The sequence below is a fragment of the Nocardioides marmorisolisilvae genome, from assembly GCF_031656915.1.
Lineage (GTDB): Bacteria > Actinomycetota > Actinomycetes > Propionibacteriales > Nocardioidaceae > Marmoricola > Marmoricola terrisoli.
The window spans coordinates 4,006,505-4,029,197 of sequence record NZ_CP134227.1 but is presented as its reverse complement, the minus strand read 5'-3'; the positions used below and the strand labels follow the sequence as shown (position 1 = coordinate 4,029,197).

The window sequence follows — 22,693 nt, the reverse complement described above, 5'->3', positions numbered from 1 at the left end:
CACAGATCAGTCAGGAGGGCCCGAAAATTGAACAGTTTCGGCGGTGAAAAGTGAACACTCAACGATTGGAGTGTGATCACTTTGGAGGACTGGGCGCTGATCAGGAGGCTGGCTGCTGAGGGGGTGCCGAAGGCACGGATCGCGGCACGGTTGGGGATCTCGCGGACCACGGTCATCAAGGCGGTGAACTCTGAGGCGCCGCCCCGCTATGAGCGGACGCCGAAGGCGTCGTCGTTCGCGGTGTTCGAGCCGCGGGTGCGGGAGTTGCTCGAGGTGACGCCGGATATGCCTGCCACGGTGTTGGCCGAGCGGGTCGGCTGGACGGGATCGATCCGCTGGTTCTCCGAGAACGTGAAGCGGCTGCGTCCCGAGCATCGGCCGGTGGATCCGGCGGATCGGCTCGTCTGGGCGCCGGGTGATGCGGCGCAGTGTGATCTGTGGTTCCCGCCGAGGCGGATCCCGCTGGAGGACGGCACCACCAAGCTGTTGCCGGTGCTGGTGATCACCGCCGCGCACTCGAGGTTCATCACCGCGAAGATGATCCCTACCCGCAAGACTGAGGACCTGCTGCTGGGTTCGTGGGAGTTGATCCAGCAACTGGGACGGGTGCCACGACGCCTGATCTGGGACAACGAGCCTGGCATCGGCCGCGGACACCGCCGCGCCGAAGGCGTCGAGCAGTTCATGGGCACCTTGGCCACCAAGCTGGTCTTGCTGCCGCCCAGGGATCCGGAATCCAAGGGATTGGTGGAACGCCGCAATGGCTGGTTCGAGACCTCCTTCATGCCCGGACGCACCTTCGGCTCCCCGGTCGACTTCAACGACCAGTTCGGCGACTGGCTGCTGAAGGCGAACGCGCGGACGGTGCGCACCATCAAGGCATCCCCGGTTGATCTGGTCGAGGCCGACCGGGCCGCGATGCTGCCGCTGCCACCAATCCCGTTGCATCTGGGTTGGCGCAACCGGATCCGACTGGGCCGCGACTACTACGTGCGTCTGGACACCAACGACTACTCCGTGGACCCGACCCTGATCGGCCGCCTCGTCGACGTGTCCGCCGACCTGGAGCACGTCCGGGTCCACGCCGAGGGACGGCTGGTCACCGAGCACACCCGAATCTGGGCCAGGGGCGCTACCGTCACCGACCCCGCCCATGTCGAGACCGCTGCCTGGCTGCGCAAACGGTTCCAGCAACCACGCCCAGTCAGTGCAGCGACAACTGGCGATGACCTTCTGCGCGATCTGAGTGACTACGACCGCGCCTTCGGTCTGCTCGGCAACGACGAGGGAGCGATGAGCTGATGGCCACCGCGAAGAACACCAAGGCTGCCGCGAGCACCGAAGCACTCAAGCAGATCACCTACCTGGCTTCGGCGTTAAAGGCACCCAGGATCACCGAAGCAGCAGGACGGCTTGCCGACCAAGCCCGTGACGCCGGCTGGACCCATGAGGACTACCTCGCCGCCGTCCTGGAACGCGAAGTCGCAGCCAGGAACGCTTCCGGAGCCCACCTGCGGATCCGGGCTGCCGGGTTCGGGACCGTCAAGACCATCGAGGACTTCGACTTCGACGCCCAACCCGGCATCCGGCAACAGATCGCAGCACTGGCCTCAGGCGGCTTTCTGGCCGAGGCCCGCAACGTTGTTCTGCTGGGACCGCCCGGCACCGGGAAGACCCACCTGGCCACCGCCCTGGGCGTCACCGCCGCCCAGACCGGGCATCGGGTCCTGTTCGCGACCGCCACCGACTGGGTCACCCGACTCACCGAGGCCCACCGGCAGGGACGACTGCCCCAAGAGCTCGCCCGGCTACGCCGTTACGGGCTGATTGTGGTCGACGAGGTCGGCTACCTGCCCTTCGAACAAGACGCCGCGAACCTCTTCTTCCAGCTGGTCTCATCCCGCTACGAACACGCCTCGCTCGTGCTCACCTCGAATCTGCCGTTCTCCAGCTGGGGTGGCGTGTTCGGAGACCAAGCCGTCGCCGCGGCCATGATCGACCGCATCGTCCACCACGCCGACGTCCTCACATTGAAGGGCGCCAGCTACAGGCTCCGCGGACGCGGCATCGACAGCCTCCCCAGCATCCGCACCACCACAGCAGAAGACGAGTCCTAGACTCACCCAAACCGTTCACTTTTCAGGCGCCGGAATCGACCAGTTTTGGAGCGCCGCCGACATGGGTGGCGCAGCCGCTAACGCAAGGCCCACCGCCACCGCGGTCAGCAGGCCGACGCGCCCGCGGCAGCTCCTCATGGACGCGCTTCGGGTCCTCTTCGACACCGCATGCTCCATTCCTCGAGCCAGCATCACCATAGGTTCAGTGACGAGGAGGGCGCTCGGAGGCCGAGCCCTCCGAGGCGACCGTAGCCGACATCACACCCAAATCGGAAGGACCTCGCACGGATGCCGGAAGCAACCAGATCACCCAGCCCGCGAGCAGGGGCCGAGCCGCCATCGCCACCTTGGCACCGACCACCCCGACTCGGCCAAGGCTCGCGAACTGCTCGACGAACTCGACTGCGGCGCCATCATCGCAAGGATTCCCGCTCCAAGTCGACCGTCGATGGCGGGTAATCAAAGCGACTCAACGCCTGGCACGACCACGGCTTCAGGAGGCACCAGGTCCGCGTTTGCCGGCAACGCTCGAATATGAGACCGATCCGACGCTATGGCCTCGCCTTCAAGCGTCGTCGACGGTCCGCGCACGCGACTCGGGCGCGGCATCACGCCAATTCGGGCCGTCCCAGCCGTTGACAAGAGGCACCGCAAATTCAGCGCTGACGACGATTGGACAACGTGTTGACCGTGCCGCATGATCACCATCCCGACACGGTCGTCGAGATCGACTTGACGGCCGGGGCCTCGACGCGACTACGACGGCATCGGCGAGGTCGGCATCGGCGTCCGCACCCGTCCAGGTGGAACTTTCTCAGGCGCCCGGAGATCGGCAAGATCCGGACGCTTCGAGGTTCTGCAGCGTCGCAGCGGTGGCTGCGATGAGACTGGCATCGACCCGTCGCTGCAGTACGCACCGGTCCCTGACTCCCTTTCCTTCCATCCCTTTTTTCACCACCCATCACTACCAACCATTCCCATCCCCCCATCACCTTTCCTTCGCCATCTCATTCCCCATAAGAGCCTTTCTCTCCTTCCAATCTGCGGCACGCATGCTACGGTATTGACGTATATCGGCTCGCCCTTCAGGGCGGGCCATCACGCATTTAATGGGCATTGTTTGTTGTTATTGGCGGTTGATGGAAAATGCATGGCGGGATGAAGGTCTACCGCGGCAGCCCCGGTGCGGCGCGGGCGTATGTGGAGGCTGATCGGTCGCGTGCTGATGACTACTACCTGGCCGAGGGCACCGGGCTGGCGCAGCGTTATGTCGCCTCACCACCGGCCAGCCCGCTGGCAGGACACGCGGGGGAACGTGCCGGGGAACGCGCGGGGGAACGTGCCGGGGACCCCGCAGGTCACGGGGTCCGGTGTGGGGGAACGTTGGACGGGGAGGCCTATGAGTCCTGGGTGGCCGGCTACGACGAGACCGGGGCGTCGAAGGGGCGGTTGCGGGCCGATGCGCGGGGGGTGCGGTTCGTCGAGGTGGTGGTCAACGGTCCGAAGACCTGGTCGTTGGCCGCGGCGCTGTCCCCGGAGATCGCCGCCGCCTACGACGCGGCGCAGGAGCGGGCGGCGGTGCAGATCATCGGCTGGTTGGCCGCCCATGCCACTACCCGGGTGGGCCCGCGGGGCCGTCAGGTGCAGGTCCCGGTGCAGGAGATCGAGGCTGCGGTGATCCGGCACCACACCTCACGGGCCGGGGATCCGCACCGTCATCTGCACGTGCAGGTCAACGCCAGGGTGTTCGCCGAGGGCGGCTGGCGGGGGCTGCACACCGTCGGGGTCCGGGACAGTCTGGACGCGCTCAATGGGATCGGCCATGCCGCGGTGGCATGTGATCCGGGGTTCCGGGCGGCGCTGGCCGCCTGCGGCTACAGCCTCGACCCCGAGACCGGGGAGGTGGCCGAGCTCGCGCCGTACGTGGGGGCGTTCAGTGCCCGGGCCGCGCAGATCGGCCGCAACCTCGACCGCTACGAGGCCGAGTGGCGCACCGCGAACCCCGGGCAGGAGCCGGGGCCGCGGCTGCGCCGCTCCTGGGATGCGCGGGCGTGGGCCGATGCCCGTCCCGACAAGGTCGTGCCCACCGATGGCGCCGAGCTGGCGGCGCGGTGGGTCCAGGAGCTGCACGACCTCGGCTGCCCGACACCGGGGACATCCCAGCGGCCCGCGGCGCGGCCTACTGCTGCTGTGCCGATGGTGCGGGTCGGTGGGCTGGACCGGGCCGGGGCGGTGGACACGGTGCTGGCCCGTTTGGGGGCGCGGCGGTCGGGGTGGAACGCCGCCGATGTGCGTGGTGAGGTCGAGCAGCTGATCGCCCGCACCGGCCTGATCGCCGATGCTCGGGTGCGGGTCGAGCTGGCCGAGGACCTGACCGCCCGCACCCTCACGGCCTGTGTGCCGTTGCTGGACCAGCCGGTGCAGCACAGGGTGCCGGAGCACATCCGGGCGCTGAGTTCACCCGAGGTGCTCGCGGTCGAGGCCGAGTTGACCAGCCGGCTGATCGCCCGCACCCAGACCACCCGGACGCCGGCCGGGCCGGTTCCCGCCACGACCGGCGGCGTCGACGGGCTGGTAGGGCTGGACGTGGCGCAGCGGGAGGTGGTGGCCGGGCTGGCCGGGCCACGGCGGCTGGTGGTGGTCGAGGGCGCGGCCGGGGCGGGCAAGACCACCACCCTGGCCGCCACCCGGGCAGCGGTGGAGGCCCAGCGGCACCGGTTGGTGGTGGTGACCCCGACCCTGAAGGCCGCCGGTGTCGCGGCCCAGCAGATCGGCACCCGGGCGTTCTCCGCGGCCTGGCTGGCCGCCCAGCACGGGTGGCGCTGGGACGAAAACGGCCACTGGCACCACCAGGCCGCAACACCTGGCCCGGAGGCGGTGCTGCGGCCCGGTGACCTGCTGGTGATCGATGAGGCCGGAATGTTGGACCAGGACACCGCCCGCGCCCTACTCAGGATCGCCGACCGGACCGGTGCCCGGGTCGGGTTGGTCGGGGACCGGCACCAGCTGCCCGCGGTGGGCCGCGGCGGGGTGCTGGACCTGGCCGCCCGCTGGGCCGACCCCGAAGCCCACCTGGCGTTGGACACCGTGCACCGGTTCACCGACCCCGACTACGCCGCGTTGAGCCTGGCGATGCGCACCGGCCAGGACCCCGGGCAGGTGTTCGACACCCTGCTGGCCCGCGGCCAGATCCGCATCCACCCCAGCCAGGCCGAACGCACCCAGGCCCTCGCCGAAACCGCGGTCGGCAACAGTGGTGGTCGCGACGGTGAGCCAAGCCCCCGCGATGGTCGGGTGCTGGTGGTCGCCGACACCCGCGAGCAGGTCGGCGTGTTGAACGCCGCGATCCGCGACCGGCTGGTGGCTGCGGGGCGTGTGGACGACGCGGCGGCGGTGACCACCGCGGCCGGGGAGCGGATCGGGGTCGGTGACCGGGTCGCGACGCGGCGCAACGACCCGGCCCTGGGAGTGGCGAACCGGGAGACCTGGACCGTCACCGACGTTCGTCTCGACGGCGGCCTCACCCTGGCCCCGGCGGGCAACCGGCGGGTGCGCCCGCGCTGTGGCGGGCCCGGTGGTGAGCCGGGTGGTGAGCGGGTTGGTGAGCGCGGTGGTGAGCCGGGTGGTGCGGTGTGCGTGCCGGCCGCGTACGTCGACCGGTGGGTGGAGCTGGCCTATGCCAGCACCGGCTACGGCGCCCAGGGCGAGACCGTCGAGGCCGCGCATCTGGTCCTCGGGGAGCACACCGGCGGCGGCGCCGCGTATGTGGCGATGACCCGGGGCCGCGGAGCCAACACCGCCCACCTGGTCGCCGAAGACCTCGACGACGCCCGCAACCAGTGGATCGGGGCGTTCGCCCGGGATCGGGCCGACCTCGGCCCCGGCCACGCCGCCCAGCTCGCCGCCGCCGAGGCCGCCCACTACGCTCCGGCCCGGCCGTTGGGCCGGGTCCTGGCCGACCTGCGTGCGGCCTGGACCCAGCACGCCGACCTCGCCGAACAGCACCGGAGCCTGGCCTGGGCCCGGGACGGCTACCGGCACGCCGCGGCGGTCCGGGCCCGCTACCAACCAGCACTGACCCGCCTGGCCAACCTCGAGGAATCGGCACGAGACCGGTGGCTGACCGCACGGACGCGGGCCGAGGACCTCGAGACCACCCTCACCGCCGAACGCAAACAGCTCCAGGCGTCCACCTGGGGGGCCTGGCACGCCGACCAACCCCGAGCCCACCGAGCGGCCGCCACCATCCGAGGTGGCACCGGCAGACTCGGCCAACACCGCAGCCAGGTCCGCCAAGCCAAGGCCGACCTGACCGCCTGGGCCGACAAGTGGCGCCCGATCCTGCCCGACCTGGCCACCGACCCCAACCAGGTCGCCGCCGACCTCGGCCGGGGGATCCGCAGGGACCGCCTCGAGGAGGCCATCGAGACCGACATCACCGCCGTCCTCGCCGCCGCCCACCCCGACGCCGACCAGATCCACACCGAGGCCCAGAACACCTGGCAGCCCTACCTCGACGCCGAGCAGGCCCAAGAAGCCCACACCCACGCGTACTTCAAGCAGCTGCACCCCTACGAACACCTCCACCGACACACCGACCTCGACACCGCGCTCGACGAGGCCGAGACCGCCCTGGCCGGCCTGGAACAAGACCTGACCACCGCAACCCGGCGCATCAACGCCCTGAGCGCCGAGCCCGCCATCCGGGCGCTGCCGATCGGGCGCCTGGCCACCGAGCACGACACCTGGCACACCCACCGAAACCAAGACCGCCGCCACCGAGCCCAAACAGCAGCCGCGGCCGCCATCGAACGGTCCACCGCCAGGCTCCACCACCCCGTCGAGATGGGTGCACCCGGACCCAGCCACGACCGTCGCGGCCCCGGCATCGGACGCTGACAACCCCTTGGCCTGGGCACCGGCACCGACACCGAGGAAGACCGGTGGCACAACCCCCGGCCCGGGCCGTCCGACCACAGCAAGTGGCCGTTGCCTCTCCACGGCCAGTGGCAGCGTTCGGGCGCTGCTGTCCACCAACAGCACCAACAAGCGCCTGTGGGAAGTGAACACCAAACACCCAACGCCTGCCCTATGGGGGTAAGACCGCCCCCCGGGCAGGCCGGGGCGCACGCACCGACAACAAGAAGGAGACCCAACGATGAGCACCACCAGCTACCGCACCGAGACCCCACACGAACACGACGAACTACTCACCATCAAAGAAGTCGCCGCCATCGTCCGCGTCCCCGAAGCCACCCTGCGCTACTGGCGCCACCTCAACACCGGACCCCACAGCTTCCGCATCGGCCGCTCCGTGCGGTACTGGCACAACGACGTCCTCGAATGGCTCGAAACCCAGTCCAACAACCCACAACCGCACCGCTGAGCCTCGCCGGTGTCGGTGAGGAGAAGGAAGATGAGACATGGCCAGCATCGAGAAGCGGACTCGCAACGGGCAGAAGACCTGGCGCGCCCACTACCGCACCCCCGCGGGCACCCAGCGCAACAAGACCTTCACCCGCAAGATCGACGCCGAGCGGTTCCTCGCCAGCGTCGAGAACTCGAAGGTCACTGGCTCCTACGTCGACCCGGCACTGTCCAAGATGACGATCGGTGACTGGGCCGACCGCTGGCTCGCCGGACAGGCCCATTTGAAGCCCTCGACACAAGAACGGTACGCAGGGATCCTGCGCAAGCACATCGGACCGAGATGGGGCAAGGTCAAGCTCGGCAACCTCTCCCACGCCGACGTACAGGCCTGGGTCACCCTCCTGTCCAAGGCCCACTCCCCCGCCACCGTCCAAAAGATCCACCGAGTGCTCTCGCTGATCCTCGACATGGCCGTCAAGGACGGCAGGCTGGCTCGCAACGTCGCCACCGGCGTCAACCTGCCACGCACCACCAAGCACGAACACCGCTACCTCACCCACGACCAGGTCGATGACCTCGCCCAAGCGACCGGCTACCCAGCCAATGCCAACAAGCACAGCAGCTACGACACCCGCACCAACGAGACCTACCGGCTCGTGGTGCTGTTCCTCGCCTACACCGGCGTCCGGTTCGGCGAGATGGCCGCACTGCGCGTAGGTCGCCTCGACCTCCAACGACACCGGGCAACCATCGCCGCGTCGGTGACCCCGGTGCAGGGCCAAGGCCTCGTCTGGGGAACACCGAAATCGCACAAGCGCCGCGAGGTGCCGATCCCTGCATTCCTCAGCGCCGAGTTCGCCGAGTTCCTCCAAGGCAAGGACCCCGACGACCTGGTCTTCGCCGGCATCCGCAACGGCCAACCGCTGCGGGTCAGCACCTTCCGCACACCGTTCGGCACCGCCGCCGCTGCCATCGGGCTCCCCGGTCTGCACCCGCACCAACTCCGGCACACCGCCGCCAGCCTGGCCATCGCCAGCGGCGCCGACGTCAAGGTCGTCCAACAGATGCTCGGCCACGCCTCGGCAACCATGACGCTCGACACCTACGGCCACCTCTTCGAGGACCGCCTCGACGAGGTCGGCAACGCCATGGACGCCGCACGGAAGGCCGCCCAAGAACGCCGGGCAACACAACGCGCTCATCCTGCTGTTGCCCCAGTGTTGCCCCAGCCCTCAACACACCCAAACGCTGAAGCAGCCCCTCCCCGCGTTTCCGCTGGTCAGGACCGCTTTTCCGACTGGTACCCCCGACCGGATTCGAACCGGCGCTACCGCCTTGAGAGGGCGGCGTGCTAGGCCACTACACAACGGGGGCAAGGATGCTGCATGGAGCGCCGAAACCTTAGCGTTTCCGCAGATCAGCCGTCCAATCGGACGGCTGTGAGTCGGCTCTCGCTGGGATACAAGGACTCGAACCTTGACTAACTGGACCAGAACCAGTCGTGCTGCCAATTACACCATATCCCAATGGCTCAGCGGCTCCGTGGATCCTGCAGCGGAGCCCGTCGGGCCGAAGCGAAACTTTACACGGGCGTCGATTGCTCCACCAAAACGGGCGGCCTGGTGCGGTTGTCCAGGCCCATGCGCTTGGCCACCAACAGGACCAGGATCAGGTAGACGCCGTTCTGGGTCACGGTGAGCGGGAGGTTCCACCACGACGCCGAGGTCGCCGTCAACTGCTGCTGGATATCGCCGAAGGCGAGACCGAACCCGAAGGCGACGAGGTTGTTCCAGACGTGGAGCGCGATGCCCGCCTCGAGCCCGCCGGTGCGCAGCACCAGATAGCCGGCGAGCAGGCCGAAGGCGAAGCGGTCGGCGTACAACGGGAAGTTCTGCTTGCCGTGCGCGGCAGTGAACAGCACGGCCGAGAGCAGGATCGCGAACCAGGGCGACCTTGTCAGGGACCCGAACGCCTGCATCGCGTAGCCACGGAAGGCGTACTCCTCCCCCATCGCCTGCAGCGGCGTGGTCAGGAGGATCACGATCGCGAAGGCGAGCGTCTGCCAGGTGGGGTGGTGCAGGTGCCCGGTCAGGTCGTTGGCGTCGGCGGGCAGGAGGCTCCCGACGATGAGCTGCGCGATGATCGCCACCACTGAAAGGCCCAGGCAGATGCCGAAGAACCTCCAGCGGATGCCGGGGCGCACCGACATGAGCCACCGCGGGCGCATCCGGTGCACCCAGCGCATCAGCGCCCAGGTCACCAGCACCATTCCGGCCAGGGTCAGGTTCAGGTAGAGCATCGACGCCGGCGTCAGCTTCGTCTGGTCGAGTGCCTTGGTGAGCTCTGTGCTGAAGTCGCCGCCCTGGATCTTGATGCCGATCGCAAGAACCGGCACGAGCACCAGCGGTAGGAACGCCAGCGCTCCGACCAGAAGCAGCAGCAGCCCGACGAGGGGACGCCACGGCGCATAGGTCCAGGTCCGCAGCATCAACGGGTACGACGTCGGCTGACGATGAGGGTGCATCGCCACCGGCTCGGGCACCACTGGCGGCGTGCTCACCGGGGGACGGATCCGAGGCGGGCCAGCGACTTCTCCCGCCCGAGGAGCTCCAGCGACTCGAACAGCGGCGGTGAGATCCGCCGCCCGGTCACGGCGACCCGCACCGGGCCGAAGGCGACCCGCGGCTTGAGGCCCAGCCCGTCGATGAGCGCCTCCCGCAGCGCCGACTCGATCTCCTCGTGTCCCCAGGTGCTCACACCCTCGAGCGCGGCGCGCGCTGCATCGACCACCTCGACGCCGGTCGGGTCGAGGATCTTCGCGACGTCGGCCTCGTCGTAGCCGACCTCGTCGTGGAAGAGGAAGCCAAGCATGTCCACGGCCTCGGTGAGCTTGTTGATCCGCTCACCGACCAGCGGCATGGCCCTGACCAACAGGTCGGCCTGCTCGGCGGTCACCGGGTCGGACAGGATCCCAGCACGCTGGAGGTACGGCGTGACCCGCTCGGTCATCTCCTCGGATGAGAGCAGCCGCATGTGCGCGGCGTTGATCGCCTCGGCCTTCTTCAGGTCGAAGCGTGCCGGGTTGGGGTTGACGTCGGCGATCTCGAACGCCGCCACCATCTCGTCGAGGGAGAACACGTCGCGGTCCGCCGCGATCGACCAGCCGAGCAGCGCCAGGTAGTTCAACAGCCCCTCGGGCAGGAAGCCGTCGTCGCGGTAGGCCAGCAGATGTGCCTCGGGATCGCGCTTGGACAGCTTCTTGTTGCCCTCGCCCATCACGTAGGGAAGGTGACCGAACCGGGGCGTCGTCTCGGCCACCCCGATCGCCTTCAGCGCGTCGTAGAGCGCGATCTGGCGCGGCGTGCTGGACAGCAGGTCCTCGCCGCGCAGCACGTGCGTGATCTTCATCATCGCGTCGTCGACCGGCGCCACCAAGGTGTAGAGCGGGTCGCCGTTCGCACGGGCCAGGGCGAAGTCGGGGACGTGGTCGCTGTGGAAGGTGACCGTGCCACGCACCAGGTCGTCGAAGGAGATCTCTCCCTCGGGCATCCGGAAGCGTACGACGGGCGCACGTCCCTCAGCCCGGAACGCCTCGACCTGGGCGTCGGTGAGCTCGCGGCAGAAGCCGTCGTACCCCATCGTCTTCGAGCCGCTCTCCAGCCGGCGGGCGGCTACCTCGTCGGTGGTGCAGTAGCAGTCGTAGCTCCACCCGCCCTCACGCAGCCGAGCGAGGACGTCGCTGTAGATGTCACTGCGCTCGCTCTGCCGGTACGGCGCGTAGGGCCCACCCACGTCGGGCCCCTCGTCCCAGGACAGCCCGAGCCACGCCATCACCTCGAACAGCGAGTCGTAGGACTCCTGGGTGTTGCGCTCCTTGTCGGTGTCCTCGATGCGGAACACGAAGGTGGCGTCGGCGCCCTGGAGCGCGGCGTGTCGCGCGAAGGCCCAGTTGTAGAGCGCCGTACGGGCCAGTCCCACGTGGGGAGACCCGGTCGGAGACGGGGCCATCCGGACACGCACAGTCCCGGTTGAGGACTCAGTCACGCCGTACCACCTTGTTGGTCAGGGAGCCGATGCCTTCGACGAAGACCTCGACCTCGTCGCCCGGCTCCATCGGGCCGACACCCTCGGGGGTGCCGGTGAGAATGACGTCGCCGGGCAGCAGCGTCATCACCGAGGTGACATGCGCGACCAGCGCCGGCACGTCGAAGATCATGTCGGACGTCGAGCCGTCCTGCTTCAGGTCGCCGTTGAGCCAGGTCTGCACCCGCAGGCTGCTGACGTCCAGCTCGGTCTCGATCCAGGGGCCCAAGGGGCAGAACGAGTCGAAGCCCTTGGCCCTGGTGAACTGCACGTCGCCGCGCTGCAGGTCGCGGGCCGTCACATCGTTGCCGACGGTGTAGCCGTGCACCACGTCGGCAACCTTCTCCCTGGGCACGTCACGACAGATCCGGCCGATCACGACGGCGAGCTCGCCCTCGTAGTGGACCTCATTGCTCTGCTCGGGGTAGAAGACCGGGTCGTTCGGGCCGACCACCGAGGTGTTCGGCTTGAGGAACATCAGGGGCTCGGGGGGTACCTCGCCGCCCATCTCGGCGGCGTGCGCCGCGTAGTTCTTCCCGATGCCGACGACCTTGCTGCGGGGCAGCACCGGCGCCAGCAGCCGAACGTCCTCGAGCGCGTACTCCTTACTAGACAGGTGGACGCCGACGTAGAGCGGGTCGCCGTTGAGGGCCACCACGACGCAGCCCTCGTCGGGGATGCCATGGACGTCGACGTCACCGGTCAGGACGCCATACTGGGGGTCCTCGCCGGTGGTGAACCTCACGATGCGCACCCGCAGAGTCTACGGAGCCGATTCGCCATGGTCGTCGTCGGCCGGGTCGACGTACCCTCGACGCCGTGATCGTGGACCTCGAAGCCTGGCGCGCCCGCGAGGCTGCCCACCAGCATCGGGTCGACGTGTGGGTCCAGCCGCACCTCGAGCGCCGCCATCGGGGCGAGAAGCACCCGGTGCACGACTTCCTGTTCACCTACTATTCGCACCGGCCCTCCGCGTTGCGGCGCTGGCACCCCGGATACGGCGTCGACCTGGTCGGCGGGAGCAACCCGGCCACGGTGACACTGCTGGCGCAGCGACGGCCCCTGATCGAGCGGATCCGGCGGCTCCTGGTCGCCACCGCGTCGCGGTCGCCGACGCTCGGCTGCTTCGGGTTGCACGAGTGGGCCATGGTGCACCGCACCGACGCGACCCGGCACGACTGGCCGCTCCGGCTCGGCCCAGCCGGCACGGACACGGTGGTGGAGTCACACCGGATCGCCTGCTCGCACTTCGACGCCTTCCGGTTCTTCACGCCCTCCGCCCGGCCACTGAACACGCTGCATCCCAGCCGGGACGACAGGGAGGCGCTCGAGCAGCCGGGCTGTCTGCATGCCGGGATGGACCTCTACAAGCACGCCTTCCGGCTCAGTCCGCTCATCGCCTCGGAGCTGGTGGCGGACGCGTTCGAGCTCGCGTGGGACATCCGGATCATGGACATGAGGGCTGCGCCGTACGACCTGTCGGGCCTCGTCCTCGATCCGAGCGGTGAGGAGTGGACTCCCGTCAAGATCGAGACGCCGGAGGGCAAGCGCGAGTACGCCGACCGCCAACGGCACTACTCCGAGCGCGGCGGTCCGATCCGCCAGCGACTCATCGACGAATGCGAGCGTCTCCTCAGCGCGACCGAGGCCTGAACGCCTGCTCGCTAATGGCGCGCCACAAGGAACACAACCACCAGGATCAGCACCAAGACGGCCCACGATGTCGGACGCGCCAGATTGAGCGTCCGACCAAGGCGGGAACCGAGCCTCTTGGGCACGAGGATCCGAGGATCCTTCGGGTTGAAGTAGATCGTCCCGACGAGCCAGTGCCGGTCGTCATCCGGGTCGTCAGTCACGACATCCAGCCTAGTCTCGTCGCGAGCCTCAAGCACTCCGGTCAAGAGGGTCACTGGCACACCGGTGACGTCGCTCCCCGGCCCCGACTCGAGGATGGCGCTAACGTGCTCGGCATGGACACCGACGTGCTCGGCAGGTTCGTCCAGGACGGCCGGCTGGTGGTGATGCCCACGAAGCGGTCGAAGCGTCTCATCGTGCTCGATCACATCGCGCAGGCCTTCGAGCCGGGCCGGACCTACGCGGAGTACGACGTGAACCGCGTGCTGCACGGCTTCCACGACGACTACGCCGCGCTGCGCCGCTACCTGGTCGATGAGCAGTTCCTGACCCGCGAGGGCAACGTCTACTGGCGCTCCGGTGGGACGGTCACGGGCTGACGCCTGGATGTCGGTGCCCGCACCTAGCGTGGATCATCACCGAGATGCTGTTCGAAGAGGAGATCCTGCCATGGACATCGTGATGGTCGCCGGCCTCTGGCTGGACGGGTCGGCCTGGGATGCCGTCGTACCCGAGCTCGAGTCACTGGGGCACCGGCCGGTCGTCGTGACGCTGCCCGGGCAGGGCGACGGCTCGACGACTGCGGGCCTCGATGACCAGGTGGCGGCGCTCGTCGCCGCCGTGGACGCCGCCGTCGAGCCCACGGTGGTGGGCCACTCCGCTGCCTGCACGTTGGCCTGGATGGCCGCGGACGCGCGTCCGGACGATGTGGCCCGCGTCGTCCTCATCGGGGGGTTCCCGTGCGCCGACGGGGAGAAGTACGCCGACTTCCTCGAGCCGGTCGAGGGCCTGGTGCCGTTCCCCGGGTGGGAGCCGTTCGAGGGACCGGACGCCGATGACCTCGACGAGCAGGCCCGTCGGCGGTTCGAAGCCGCAGCCATCCCGGTGCCCGAGTCGGTGACCCGAGGCATCGTCCGGCTCAGCGACGAACGTCGCTTCGACGTGCCGGTCACGGTGGTCTGCCCCGAGTTCAGCCCCGGGCAGGCGCGGGAGTGGATCGACGCCGGTGACGTTCCCGAGCTGTCCCACGCAGCACAGGTGGAGCTCGTCGACCTCGACTCCGGGCATTGGCCGATGTTCACCCGGCCGGCCGAGCTTGCCCGGCTGATCGGCTCCCTCTGAGGATCACCAGCAGCCGGGGTGGCGGTCCACCCACGGCGCGGCGGACTCGACCTGCGCAGACAGCGCGAGCAGCTCCTGCTCCCCCGCGGGCCGTCCGGCCAGCATCACCCCGACCGGCAGCCCGTCGGCCGTGTAGTGCAGCGGCAGGGACACCGCCGGGCTCCCGGTGACGTTCCACATCGACGTCCACGGCGTGAACCGGGTCTGCGCGACGAAGTCCGACTCGGGATCGGCGTCGTCGCGTAGCGCTCCGACCGGCAGCGGCGGGCTGGCCAGGGTCGGAGTCAGCACGGCGTCGTACGGCGCGATTGCGGCCAGGGTCCGCGCCGCCACCCGACGCATCTCACCGAGGGCGAGGCCGAAGGTGGGACCGCTCACCGCCTCGCCCTTGGCGCCGAGCCAACGGGTCATCGGCTGCAGCTGCTCCTTCTGCTCGGTCGAGAGCCCGACGGTGGACAGCGCGGTGAGCACGGCCCAGCAGGTCTCGAAGACCGGGACCGCGTCACGCGGCATCGGCGCCTCGATGTCCACGACCTCGTGGCCCAGGGACTCGAGCAGCCGGCTCGCGCTCTCCCACGCCAGCACGCACTCCGGGTCGACGGCGGTATCGGCCAGCACCGGCGTGATGAACCGGGCGATGCGGAGCCGCGCGGGGGCACGATCGCAGGCTTCGAGAAAGCTGACCTCGGGCTCCGGTGCCCAGCTTGGGTCACCGAGCGAGGGGCCTGCCATCACGTCGAGGAAGGCAGCGGCGTCCCTGACCGTCCGTGCGATCGGGCCGGCGGTGGCCAGACCGGTCACCTCGCCGTACGAAGGGGCTCCCGAGATGCGCCCCCGGCTCGGTTTGAGGCCGACCAGTCCGCAGCAGCTGGCCGGGATCCGGATCGACCCCCCGCCGTCCGATCCCTGGGCGAGAGGGACCAGTCCGCCGGCTACCGCCGCCGCCGCGCCGCCGCTCGAGCCCCCTGCCATCCGCCCGGTGTCCCACGGTGTGACCGCGGGCGGCGCGATGGAGGGGTCCGGCTCGGTGTAGCAGGGTGAGCCGAACTCCGGGGTGTTGGTCTTGCCGAGACTGATCATCCCCGCGGCCTCGATGCGCAGCACGAGCTCGTCGGACCAGTCCGGCACGAAGTCACGCATCAGCACCGACCCGAACGCCGTACGGACGCCTGCGGTGGCGTTGAGGTCCTTGATCGCGGTGGGGACGCCGGCGAGCGGGCCTGCTCCGGTCATCCCTGTGGCGCGGGCCCGCGCCTGCTCGGCCGTCACCGTCACGAATGCACCGAGCTCCTCGGAGAGCCGCGCGATCCGAGCCAGGTAATGCTCGACGAGCTCTGCGCTCGACACCTCACCCGACCGGATCGCCGCCCCCTGCTCCAGCGCCGTCAGCTCGTGCAACTCTGCCATCTGGGCACCGTATCCGCCGACACGCCCCAAATGGTCGCCGAGTGGTCCCTTGCTGCACGCGAGTGGTCACATCCTGCACGCGAGTGGTCAGATCTGGTGTACGGCGACACGATCGGCCGGCCACCATTTGCGACCACTCGCACGCAATCTGGGACCACTCGCGCGTCATTTGCGACCACTCGCGCACAATCTGGGACCACTCGCGGAAGAAGGGGGCGGGGTCAGGCGGAGTGGCGGCGCAGACCGAAGGCGAGGCTGTCGAGGAGGGAGCGCCACGAGGCCTCGATGACGTTGTGGCCGACGCCGACCGTCACCCAGGAGGACTCGCCGTCGGAGGTCTCGATCAGCACCCTGGTGATTGCGTCGGTGCCGTGGCCCTGGTCGAGGATCCGGACCTTGTAGTCGATCAGCTCGAACTTCACCACTTCGGGATAGAGCTGCTCGATGGCCTGTCGCAGCGCGTGGTCGAGTGCGTTCACCGGCCCGTTGCCCTCGCCGGTGACGACGATCCGGGCGCCTCCGGCGAGCAGCTTCACCGTCGCCTCGGAGATGGCCTCATCGCCCGGTCGGGTCTCGGTGATCACCCGCCAGGACTCAACGTCGAAGTACGACGGACGGGCCCCCTCGACCTGCTCCACCAGCAGCAGCTCGAACGAGGCGTCAGCTGCCTCGAAGGTGTAGCCCTTCGACTCGAGCTCCTTGACCCGAGCGGTCACGCTCCGGATCTGGTCGTCGTCGAGCTCGAATCCGAGCTGCCTGCCCTTCAGCTCGATGGACGCCCGGCCGGCCATGTCGGAGACGAGCAGCCGCATGTCGTTGCCGACGCCTGCCGGGTCCATGTGCTGGTACAGGTTCGGGTCGACCTTGATCGCGCTGGCATGCAGGCCCGCCTTATGGGCGAAGGCCGACACCCCGACGTACGGCTGCCGCGACGCCGGCGGCACGTTGGTCACCTCGGCGACCGCATGGGCGATCCGGGTCGCCTCACGGAGCAGTCCAGCGGGCAGCACGGTCCGTCCGAGCTTCAGCTCCAAGTTGGCCACCACCGAGACCAGGTCGGCGTTGCCGGTGCGCTCGCCGTACCCGTTGAGGGTGCCCTGCACATGGGTCGCGCCCGCGTCAACGGCCGCGAGCGTGTTGGCGACCGCGCAGCCGGTGTCGTTGTGGCAGTGGATCCCGACGTGTACGGCGTCGCCTGCAACCGAGCTGCGCACGTCGTCGACGACGTCCGAGACCCAGCCCGGCAGCATCCCGCCGTTGGTGTCGCACAACGCGATCACCTCGGCGCCGGACTCCGCCGCGACGCGCAGCACCTCCAACGCGTAGTCCCGGTTGTCCCGGTAGCCGTCGAAGAAGTGCTCGGCGTCGAGGAACACCCGCTGCCCCTCGGCGCGCAGGTGGCTGACGGTGTCGCGCACCATCGCGAGGTTCTCCGCCAATGTCGTGCGCAGTGCCTTCTCGACATGTCGGTCGTGGGACTTGGCCACCAGAGTGACCACGCCAGCACCTGAGTCCCGGAGCGCCGCCACGAGCGGGTCGTCGGCGGCCCGAGTGCCGGCGCGGCGGGTCGACCCGAAGGCCGCCAGCTGCGCGTTGCGCAGCGTGAGCTCCTCGGCGGCCCGCCGGAAGAACTCGGTGTCCTTGGGGTTCGCGCCCGGCCAGCCGCCCTCGATGTAGCCGACCCCGAGACCGTCGATCTGCCGGGCAATCGCCAGCTTGTCCGCGACGGAGAGGTTCAGCCCCTCCTGCTGGGCCCCGTCACGAAGGGTCGTGTCGTAGACCTGGAACGCCTCGCCGGCGGTACCGCTGTCCATCTGCTCTTCCTTGTCGACTGGTGCGCTCGCCGGTCCCGCAGCCGGGTCCGGCAACAAAAAAACCTCTCGAGGGACGAGAGGTTGGCGCGACGGGACTTCCCGACGCGCTAGACGATGATGATGCTCTGCTGCACGTCCTCGAGTCTGCCAGAGCGGTCCGCCACGTGGAAGGCCATCTCGTAACGTGGTCGCATGACGACTGCACTAGTGCTCGGTGGCGGCGGCGTGACCGGGATCGGCTGGGAGATCGGCGTCCTCGAGGGTCTGGCCCGCGCCGGCGTCCACCTCGCCGACGCCGACATCGTCATCGGCACCTCGGCAGGGTCGGTCGTCGGCACCCAGCTGACCGGCGGACTGCCCACCTCGACCCTGTACGACGACCAGCTCGCGCCGCCCGACGCCGAGATCGGATCCGTCATGGCCATGTCGACGATGCTGCGGATCGCCCTGCCGATGCTGCTCCCCGGCTCGCCGGAAGCCAGACTCCGCCGGCTCGGACGTGCGGCTCTGCGCGCCCATCCCGAGTCCGCAGAGCAACGGCTCGAGGTGATCCGCAGCCGGATCGGGGTCACCAGCTGGCCGGCCGGCCGCGACCTGCGGATCACGGCGATCAACGCCGCGACGGGTCAGTTCCGCGCGTTCACGGGCAGCGCCGGGGTCGACCTGGTCGCCGCCGTGGGCGCGAGCTGCGCCGTACCGATGGTGTGGCCGCCGGTGCCCATCGACGGTGCCCCGCACATCGATGGTGGGATGCGCTCGGTGGCCAACGCCGACCTCGCCGCCGGTGCGGACCGGGTCGTGGTGCTGGCACCGCTGCCACGCTCGGTGGACCGTCACCACGCGATCCCTGCCCAGCTCGGCCGGCTCGGCGCCCATGTCCAGTCGGCGGTGCTCAGCCCGGACCGCGAGGCGCTGGCCGCGATCGGAAAGAACCTGCTCGACCCCGCGCGGCGAGCCGACGCCGCACGGTCCGGTCTGCGACAGGGGGCCGCCGCCGCAGCCGATGTGCGCGCCGCGTGGGCCGACGCCTGAGTCGGAGCCCCGTCATCGCCCCCACGCCTGGACCCGGGCGAGCCATCCGTCGGCCCACGGCGCATGGGTCATCGGGATCCACAGCGGCCCCAGGTCGGACATCACCGCCAGGAGTACGACGCACGCCAGCGCACCGATGAGCAGCAGCACGGGCCCGGTGCGGGTCGGCCGCGCCAGCCGCCCGGTCAGCCGGCGCCCGGCCTGACGGACCCGACGCGAGCCCGGCCCCCACCAGAGGCAGAGGACGTAGGCCAGCGCAGTCACCGCCAGGCCGACATCGAGGGGCGCGCCCGCGAGCAGCAGCACCAAGGCGGTGACGACGACGAGCACGACTGCACTCAGCCACAGCACCGCGGTGCCGACGAGGCTGAACAGCAGATAGGCGGGGGCGGAGACGGTCGACGCAGGAACGTCGTACCACCGCGGCCGGCCGCGCATCTGCCGGCGGAGCGTATGCCGCTCGAACGTCACCGAGCCGAACCGAAGGATCCCCGCCAGCACGGCGAGCACCGCCGCTCCGACGTACGGCGCCCACGCGACCAGCCCGACCCCGACCAGCCCGAGGCCGAGGAGTCCGGCCACCCGACGACCCCGGCGCGGCGAGGGCTCCGCGCCGATCGGCGCCGTTTCCGAAGGAGGCTGGTCGGGCTCGACCCGCTCGCGGGCCGGGTCACCGAGGAGCCGGGTGCGGTCGAGGGCGAGTGTCGGCTCGGCGGCGGGCAGCGGTGGCGCCCCTGCGTCCAGCTCGCCCAGCAGCTGGTCGACACCCGGTCGATGGGACGGTTCCTCGGCGAGGCAGCGGCTCAGCAGCCCGACGATCGAGGCGGGGACGCCGGCGAGGTCGAACTCACCGCGGCGAACCCGGTCCATGATGGCCATCGCGGGCCCGGTCCCTGCTGGCGGTCGACCCGTGGCTGCGAACACCACCGTCGCGGCCCAGGCGTGCACGTCGGAGGCCGGGGTCGCCTCGTCGCCGTACAGGATCTCGGGGGCGAGGTATCCGGGCGTCCCGAGAAGCCAGCCGGTCGCGGTCAGGTGCGGGTCCTCGGCCATCCGGGCCAGCCCGAAGTCGATCAGCACCGGCTCGCCGTCCTCGACCAGCACGTTGCCCGGCTTGATGTCGCGATGCAGCACGCCCACGGAGTGCACCGCCGCGAGGGCCTCGGCCAGACCCGCGGCGAAGCGCAGCAGCGCGGGCTCGTCGAGGGGACCGTGCTCGCGGACGTGCCGGTGCAGCGGTAGGCCTCTGACGAGCCGGGTCACGACGTACGGCTGCGCGCCCCACGGGTCCGCGTCGAGCACCTCGGCGACGCGGGGGCTGGTCACCCGACTCAGCGAGGTGACCTCGCGGGCGAGCCGGTCGCGAGCCTCCTCGTCACCGACGATGTGCGGCCGGAGCACCTTCAGCGCCACCTCCGGAGCCGAGGGGCGCCCCGCCCGCCGGGCGAGGTGGACGACGCCCATGCCGCCTTCGCCGAGCAGCGCGAGCAGCTCGTAGTCCCCGACCCGCGCTGGGGCGGTCTCGTCCGTGACCGTCACCCGTCGAATGTACCCATCGCCCGCGGGCGCAGGCTCAGACGACGCGGTGCATCCAGCCGAAGACGTCCTCGGACCGGCCGAACTGGATGTCGACGAGCTGCTTGCGAAGCTGGAGGGTCAGCGGGCCGCCCTCGCCCTGGTTGCTGCCGACCTCGCCGTCGGGCCACATCAGCTTGCCGACGGGCGTGACGACGGCCGCGGTGCCGCACGCGAACACCTCGGTGATCTCGCCGCTGGCCACGCCCCCGCGCCACTCGTCGACGGAGAACTTGCGCTCCTCCACCGTGTGCCCGGCCTTCTGGGCGAGCTCGATGATGGCGCTGCGGGTGATCCCCTCGAGGATGGTGCCGGTCTCGGGGGTGACCACCCGGCCGTCGGCATGGACGAAGTACATGTTCATCCCGCCGAGCTCCTCGACGTAGCGCCCCTCCTGCGCGTCGAGGAAGACGACCTGGTCACAGCCGTGCTCGATGGCCTCCTGCTGGGCCACCAAGGAGGAGGCATAGTTCCCGCCTGTCTTGGCAGCTCCCATCCCGCCACGGCCGGCACGGGTGTACTCGGTGGTGAGCCACAGGGACAGCGGCTTGATCCCGCCCTTGAAGTAGGCGCCGGCCGGGCTGGCGATCACCATGAACGTGACGTGCTGCGCCGGACGCACGCCCAAGAAGACCTCCGAGGCGATCATGAACGGTCGGACGTAGAGGCTCTTCTCGCCCCCGGTCCCGGAGTTGTCGGGGACCCACCGCTGGTCGACCTCGACCAGCGCATCGACCGCCTGCACGAAGTCCTCCGGCTCGAGCACCGGGAAGGCCAGTCGATGGCTGGACCGCACCATCCGCTGGGCGTTCTGCTCGGGCCGGAACGTCCAGACCGAGCCGTCGGCGTGCCGGTAGGCCTTCATCCCCTCGAAGGTCTCCTGCGCGTAGTGCAGGACGGCGGTCGCGGGATCCAGCGTCAGCGGCGCGTACGGCGTGATCCGGGCGTCGTGCCAGCCCTTCTCCGGGGTCCACTCGACGGTGAACATGTGGTCGGTGAAGTGCATCCCGAAGCCGGGGTTGGCCAAGATCTCGGCGAGCTCGGCGTCGCTGCGAGGGTGATCTGACCGGGTGATGCTGATGTCGAGGGTCATGGACGGCACGCTATCTCGTGGGTCGGCGTTGGTCGGGGTCGGACTTTCCCAGGTTAAGAACCCCGAGGACTGGTTCACACAGGAGAGTCGGTGTGTGAAGAGGACCTTTGAGCACTTAACCTGGGAAAGTCCTCAGCCCGCTACGCGAGCGGCGATCGCGTCGCCGATCTCGGCGGTACGACGGGCCTGCTGCGGGTCGCGGGCGGCGAGGTCGGCCACCACGGCGTCGCTCACCCGGCGAGCCGCGCCCTCCAGACCGAGGTGGTCCAGGAGCAGCGCGGCCGAGAGGATCGCGGCGGTGGGGTCGGCCTTCTGCTGGCCCGCAATGTCCGGCGCCGAGCCGTGTACCGGCTCGAACATCGACGGGGTGGTCCGGTCCGGGTTGATGTTCCCGGACGCGGCCAGCCCGATGCCGCCGGTGATCGCTGCGGCCAGGTCGGTGACGATGTCGCCGAAGAGGTTGTCGGTGACGATGACGTCGAACCGCTGGGGGTTGGTGGTCAGGTGGATCATCGCGGCGTCGATATGCATGTAGTCGGTGCTGACCGCGGGATGCTCGGTCGCGACCTGCTCGAAGAGTCGCCACCACAGCGAGCCCGCGTGCACCAGCACGTTGGTCTTGTGCACCAGGGTGAGGTGCTTGCGCTCCCGACGCTCGGCGCGGGCGAAGGCGTCACGCACGACCCGCTCGACCCCGTAGGCGGTATTGACCGACACCTCGGTCGCCACCTCGGCCGGCGTACCGACCCGCAGGGCACCGCCGTTGCCGGTGTAAGGGCCCTCGGTGCCCTCGCGCACGACCACGAAGTCGACCTCGCCCGTTGCGAGGACCTCCTGGGCCAGGGGCGACACCGAGCCGGGGAAGATCCGGGACGGTCGCAGGTTGACGTAGTGGTCCAGCTCGAAGCGCAGCCGGAGCAGGAGCCCGCGCTCGAGGATGCCCGGCGGCAGGTTGGGATCGTTCGGCCTGCCGCCCACGGCACCGAGCAGGATGGCGTCCTGCCCGCGGATCTCGTCCAGCACGGAGTCGGGCAGCACCTCGCCGGTGGCCAGATAGCGCTCGGCGCCGAGGTCGTAGCGGGTCGTCTCGAACTTGGCGCCGGTCTCGGTGGCCTCCAGTACCTTCAGCGCCTCGGCCGTCACCTCCGCACCGATCCCGTCACCGGGGATCACCGCGAGGCGGTAGGAGTCCTGCGCTGTCTGCTGCGTCTGCGGAGCCATGCAGC

Annotated in this window: 17 protein-coding genes, 2 tRNA genes and 1 pseudogene; 9 read left to right on the top strand and 11 right to left on the bottom strand. The window is 69.7% G+C overall.

Going from position 1 to position 22,693, the window contains the following annotated elements; genetic code table 11:
- The first annotated feature begins 72 nt into the window (after positions 1 to 72).
- The 5 genes and pseudogenes from istA to Q9R13_RS20330 all read left to right on the top strand — a co-directional run.
- On the top strand, positions 73 to 1,302 hold the full coding sequence (gene istA / locus Q9R13_RS19260; protein WP_310962791.1) for an IS21 family transposase: 1,230 nt from the start codon (positions 73 to 75) through the stop codon (positions 1,300 to 1,302).
- A complete protein-coding gene (gene istB, locus Q9R13_RS19255) occupies positions 1,302 to 2,117 on the top strand; it encodes an IS21-like element helper ATPase IstB (RefSeq protein ID WP_310961737.1) in 816 nt (271 codons plus the stop codon). The genes istA and istB overlap by 1 nt, the downstream gene beginning before the upstream one ends.
- A gap of 1,158 nt (positions 2,118 to 3,275) precedes the next feature.
- A complete protein-coding gene (gene mobF, locus Q9R13_RS19250; protein WP_310962790.1) occupies positions 3,276 to 7,016 on the top strand; it encodes a MobF family relaxase in 3,741 nt (1,246 codons plus the stop codon).
- Between the two features lie 259 nt (positions 7,017 to 7,275).
- Entirely contained in the window at positions 7,276 to 7,503 is a 228-nt protein-coding gene (locus tag Q9R13_RS19245; protein WP_310962789.1) for a helix-turn-helix transcriptional regulator, read from the top strand.
- Positions 7,504 to 7,540: 37 nt separating this feature from the next.
- Positions 7,541 to 8,593, top strand: a pseudogene (locus tag Q9R13_RS20330) (tyrosine-type recombinase/integrase); the annotation flags it as partial.
- Between the two features lie 192 nt (positions 8,594 to 8,785).
- Here the strand turns inward: Q9R13_RS20330 and Q9R13_RS19240 are convergent.
- From Q9R13_RS19240 to Q9R13_RS19220, 5 genes are all read right to left on the bottom strand, one after another.
- Positions 8,786 to 8,861, bottom strand: a tRNA-Glu gene (locus Q9R13_RS19240).
- 80 nt (positions 8,862 to 8,941) lie between these two features.
- A tRNA-Gln gene (locus tag Q9R13_RS19235) sits at positions 8,942 to 9,013 on the bottom strand.
- Between the two features lie 56 nt (positions 9,014 to 9,069).
- Positions 9,070 to 10,047 (bottom strand): CPBP family intramembrane glutamic endopeptidase, encoded by a 978-nt coding sequence (locus tag Q9R13_RS19230; protein WP_310962788.1) that lies wholly within the window; start codon positions 10,045 to 10,047, stop codon positions 9,070 to 9,072.
- Positions 10,044 to 11,531, bottom strand: a complete 1,488-nt coding sequence (gene gltX, locus Q9R13_RS19225) for a glutamate--tRNA ligase (protein WP_310962787.1) — start codon at positions 11,529 to 11,531, stop codon at positions 10,044 to 10,046. Before gltX ends, Q9R13_RS19230 begins: the two co-directional genes overlap by 4 nt.
- Complete coding sequence (locus Q9R13_RS19220; protein WP_310962785.1) at positions 11,524 to 12,324, bottom strand: fumarylacetoacetate hydrolase family protein; 801 nt, start codon at positions 12,322 to 12,324, stop codon at positions 11,524 to 11,526. The genes gltX and Q9R13_RS19220 overlap by 8 nt, the downstream gene beginning before the upstream one ends.
- A 65-nt stretch (positions 12,325 to 12,389) precedes the next feature.
- Here Q9R13_RS19220 and Q9R13_RS19215 point away from each other — a divergent pair, with 65 nt between their 5' ends.
- Positions 12,390 to 13,223 carry a 3-methyladenine DNA glycosylase gene (locus Q9R13_RS19215; RefSeq protein ID WP_310962784.1) on the top strand — a complete coding sequence of 278 codons (834 nt, stop codon included), beginning with the start codon at positions 12,390 to 12,392 and terminating at the stop codon, positions 13,221 to 13,223.
- Positions 13,224 to 13,234: 11 nt separating this feature from the next.
- On the opposite strand, the gene Q9R13_RS19210 is transcribed toward Q9R13_RS19215, so the two are convergent.
- Complete coding sequence (locus Q9R13_RS19210; protein ID WP_310962783.1) at positions 13,235 to 13,426, bottom strand: DUF5808 domain-containing protein; 192 nt, start codon at positions 13,424 to 13,426, stop codon at positions 13,235 to 13,237.
- Positions 13,427 to 13,540: 114 nt separating this feature from the next.
- Here Q9R13_RS19210 and Q9R13_RS19205 point away from each other — a divergent pair, with 114 nt between their 5' ends.
- Positions 13,541 to 13,804 carry a DUF2087 domain-containing protein gene (locus Q9R13_RS19205; protein WP_310962782.1) on the top strand — a complete coding sequence of 88 codons (264 nt, stop codon included), beginning with the start codon at positions 13,541 to 13,543 and terminating at the stop codon, positions 13,802 to 13,804.
- 70 nt (positions 13,805 to 13,874) lie between these two features.
- The gene (locus Q9R13_RS19200; protein WP_310962781.1) at positions 13,875 to 14,546 is read left to right on the top strand and encodes an alpha/beta fold hydrolase; all 672 of its coding nucleotides are present in this window, start codon (positions 13,875 to 13,877) and stop codon (positions 14,544 to 14,546) included.
- 3 nt (positions 14,547 to 14,549) lie between these two features.
- Here Q9R13_RS19200 and Q9R13_RS19195 read toward each other — a convergent pair whose 3' ends face one another.
- Positions 14,550 to 15,953 carry an amidase gene (locus Q9R13_RS19195; protein ID WP_310962780.1) on the bottom strand — a complete coding sequence of 468 codons (1,404 nt, stop codon included), beginning with the start codon at positions 15,951 to 15,953 and terminating at the stop codon, positions 14,550 to 14,552.
- Between the two features lie 221 nt (positions 15,954 to 16,174).
- Positions 16,175 to 17,767, bottom strand: coding sequence for a citramalate synthase (gene cimA, locus Q9R13_RS19190; protein WP_310962779.1), 1,593 nt, complete (start codon positions 17,765 to 17,767; stop codon positions 16,175 to 16,177).
- Positions 17,768 to 17,959: 192 nt separating this feature from the next.
- Between cimA and Q9R13_RS19185 the strand changes: the two genes are divergently transcribed.
- Complete coding sequence (locus Q9R13_RS19185) at positions 17,960 to 18,799, top strand: patatin-like phospholipase family protein (protein ID WP_310962778.1); 840 nt, start codon at positions 17,960 to 17,962, stop codon at positions 18,797 to 18,799.
- A gap of 12 nt (positions 18,800 to 18,811) precedes the next feature.
- Here Q9R13_RS19185 and Q9R13_RS19180 read toward each other — a convergent pair whose 3' ends face one another.
- From Q9R13_RS19180 to Q9R13_RS19170, 3 genes are all read right to left on the bottom strand, one after another.
- Entirely contained in the window at positions 18,812 to 20,338 is a 1,527-nt protein-coding gene (locus tag Q9R13_RS19180) for a serine/threonine-protein kinase (RefSeq protein ID WP_310962777.1), read from the bottom strand.
- A 34-nt stretch (positions 20,339 to 20,372) separates the two neighbouring features.
- Positions 20,373 to 21,467, bottom strand: coding sequence for a branched-chain amino acid aminotransferase (locus tag Q9R13_RS19175; protein WP_310962776.1), 1,095 nt, complete (start codon positions 21,465 to 21,467; stop codon positions 20,373 to 20,375).
- Positions 21,468 to 21,599: 132 nt separating this feature from the next.
- Positions 21,600 to 22,688 (bottom strand): 3-isopropylmalate dehydrogenase, encoded by a 1,089-nt coding sequence (locus Q9R13_RS19170; protein WP_310962775.1) that lies wholly within the window; start codon positions 22,686 to 22,688, stop codon positions 21,600 to 21,602.
- Positions 22,689 to 22,693: the final 5 nt, after the last annotated feature.

Coding starts and splice junctions, on each gene's coding strand:
- istB (WP_310961737.1), top strand. CDS start 1,302: ATGGCCACCGCGAAGAACACCAAGGCTGCCGCGAGCACCGAAGCACTC.
- mobF (WP_310962790.1), top strand. CDS start 3,276: ATGAAGGTCTACCGCGGCAGCCCCGGTGCGGCGCGGGCGTATGTGGAG.
- Q9R13_RS19245 (WP_310962789.1), top strand. CDS start 7,276: ATGAGCACCACCAGCTACCGCACCGAGACCCCACACGAACACGACGAA.
- Q9R13_RS19205 (WP_310962782.1), top strand. CDS start 13,541: ATGGACACCGACGTGCTCGGCAGGTTCGTCCAGGACGGCCGGCTGGTG.
- Q9R13_RS19200 (WP_310962781.1), top strand. CDS start 13,875: ATGGACATCGTGATGGTCGCCGGCCTCTGGCTGGACGGGTCGGCCTGG.
- Q9R13_RS19195 (WP_310962780.1), bottom strand. CDS start 15,953: ATGGCAGAGTTGCACGAGCTGACGGCGCTGGAGCAGGGGGCGGCGATC.
- cimA (WP_310962779.1), bottom strand. CDS start 17,767: ATGGACAGCGGTACCGCCGGCGAGGCGTTCCAGGTCTACGACACGACC.
- Q9R13_RS19185 (WP_310962778.1), top strand. CDS start 17,960: ATGACGACTGCACTAGTGCTCGGTGGCGGCGGCGTGACCGGGATCGGC.
- Q9R13_RS19175 (WP_310962776.1), bottom strand. CDS start 21,467: ATGACCCTCGACATCAGCATCACCCGGTCAGATCACCCTCGCAGCGAC.
- Q9R13_RS19170 (WP_310962775.1), bottom strand. CDS start 22,688: ATGGCTCCGCAGACGCAGCAGACAGCGCAGGACTCCTACCGCCTCGCG.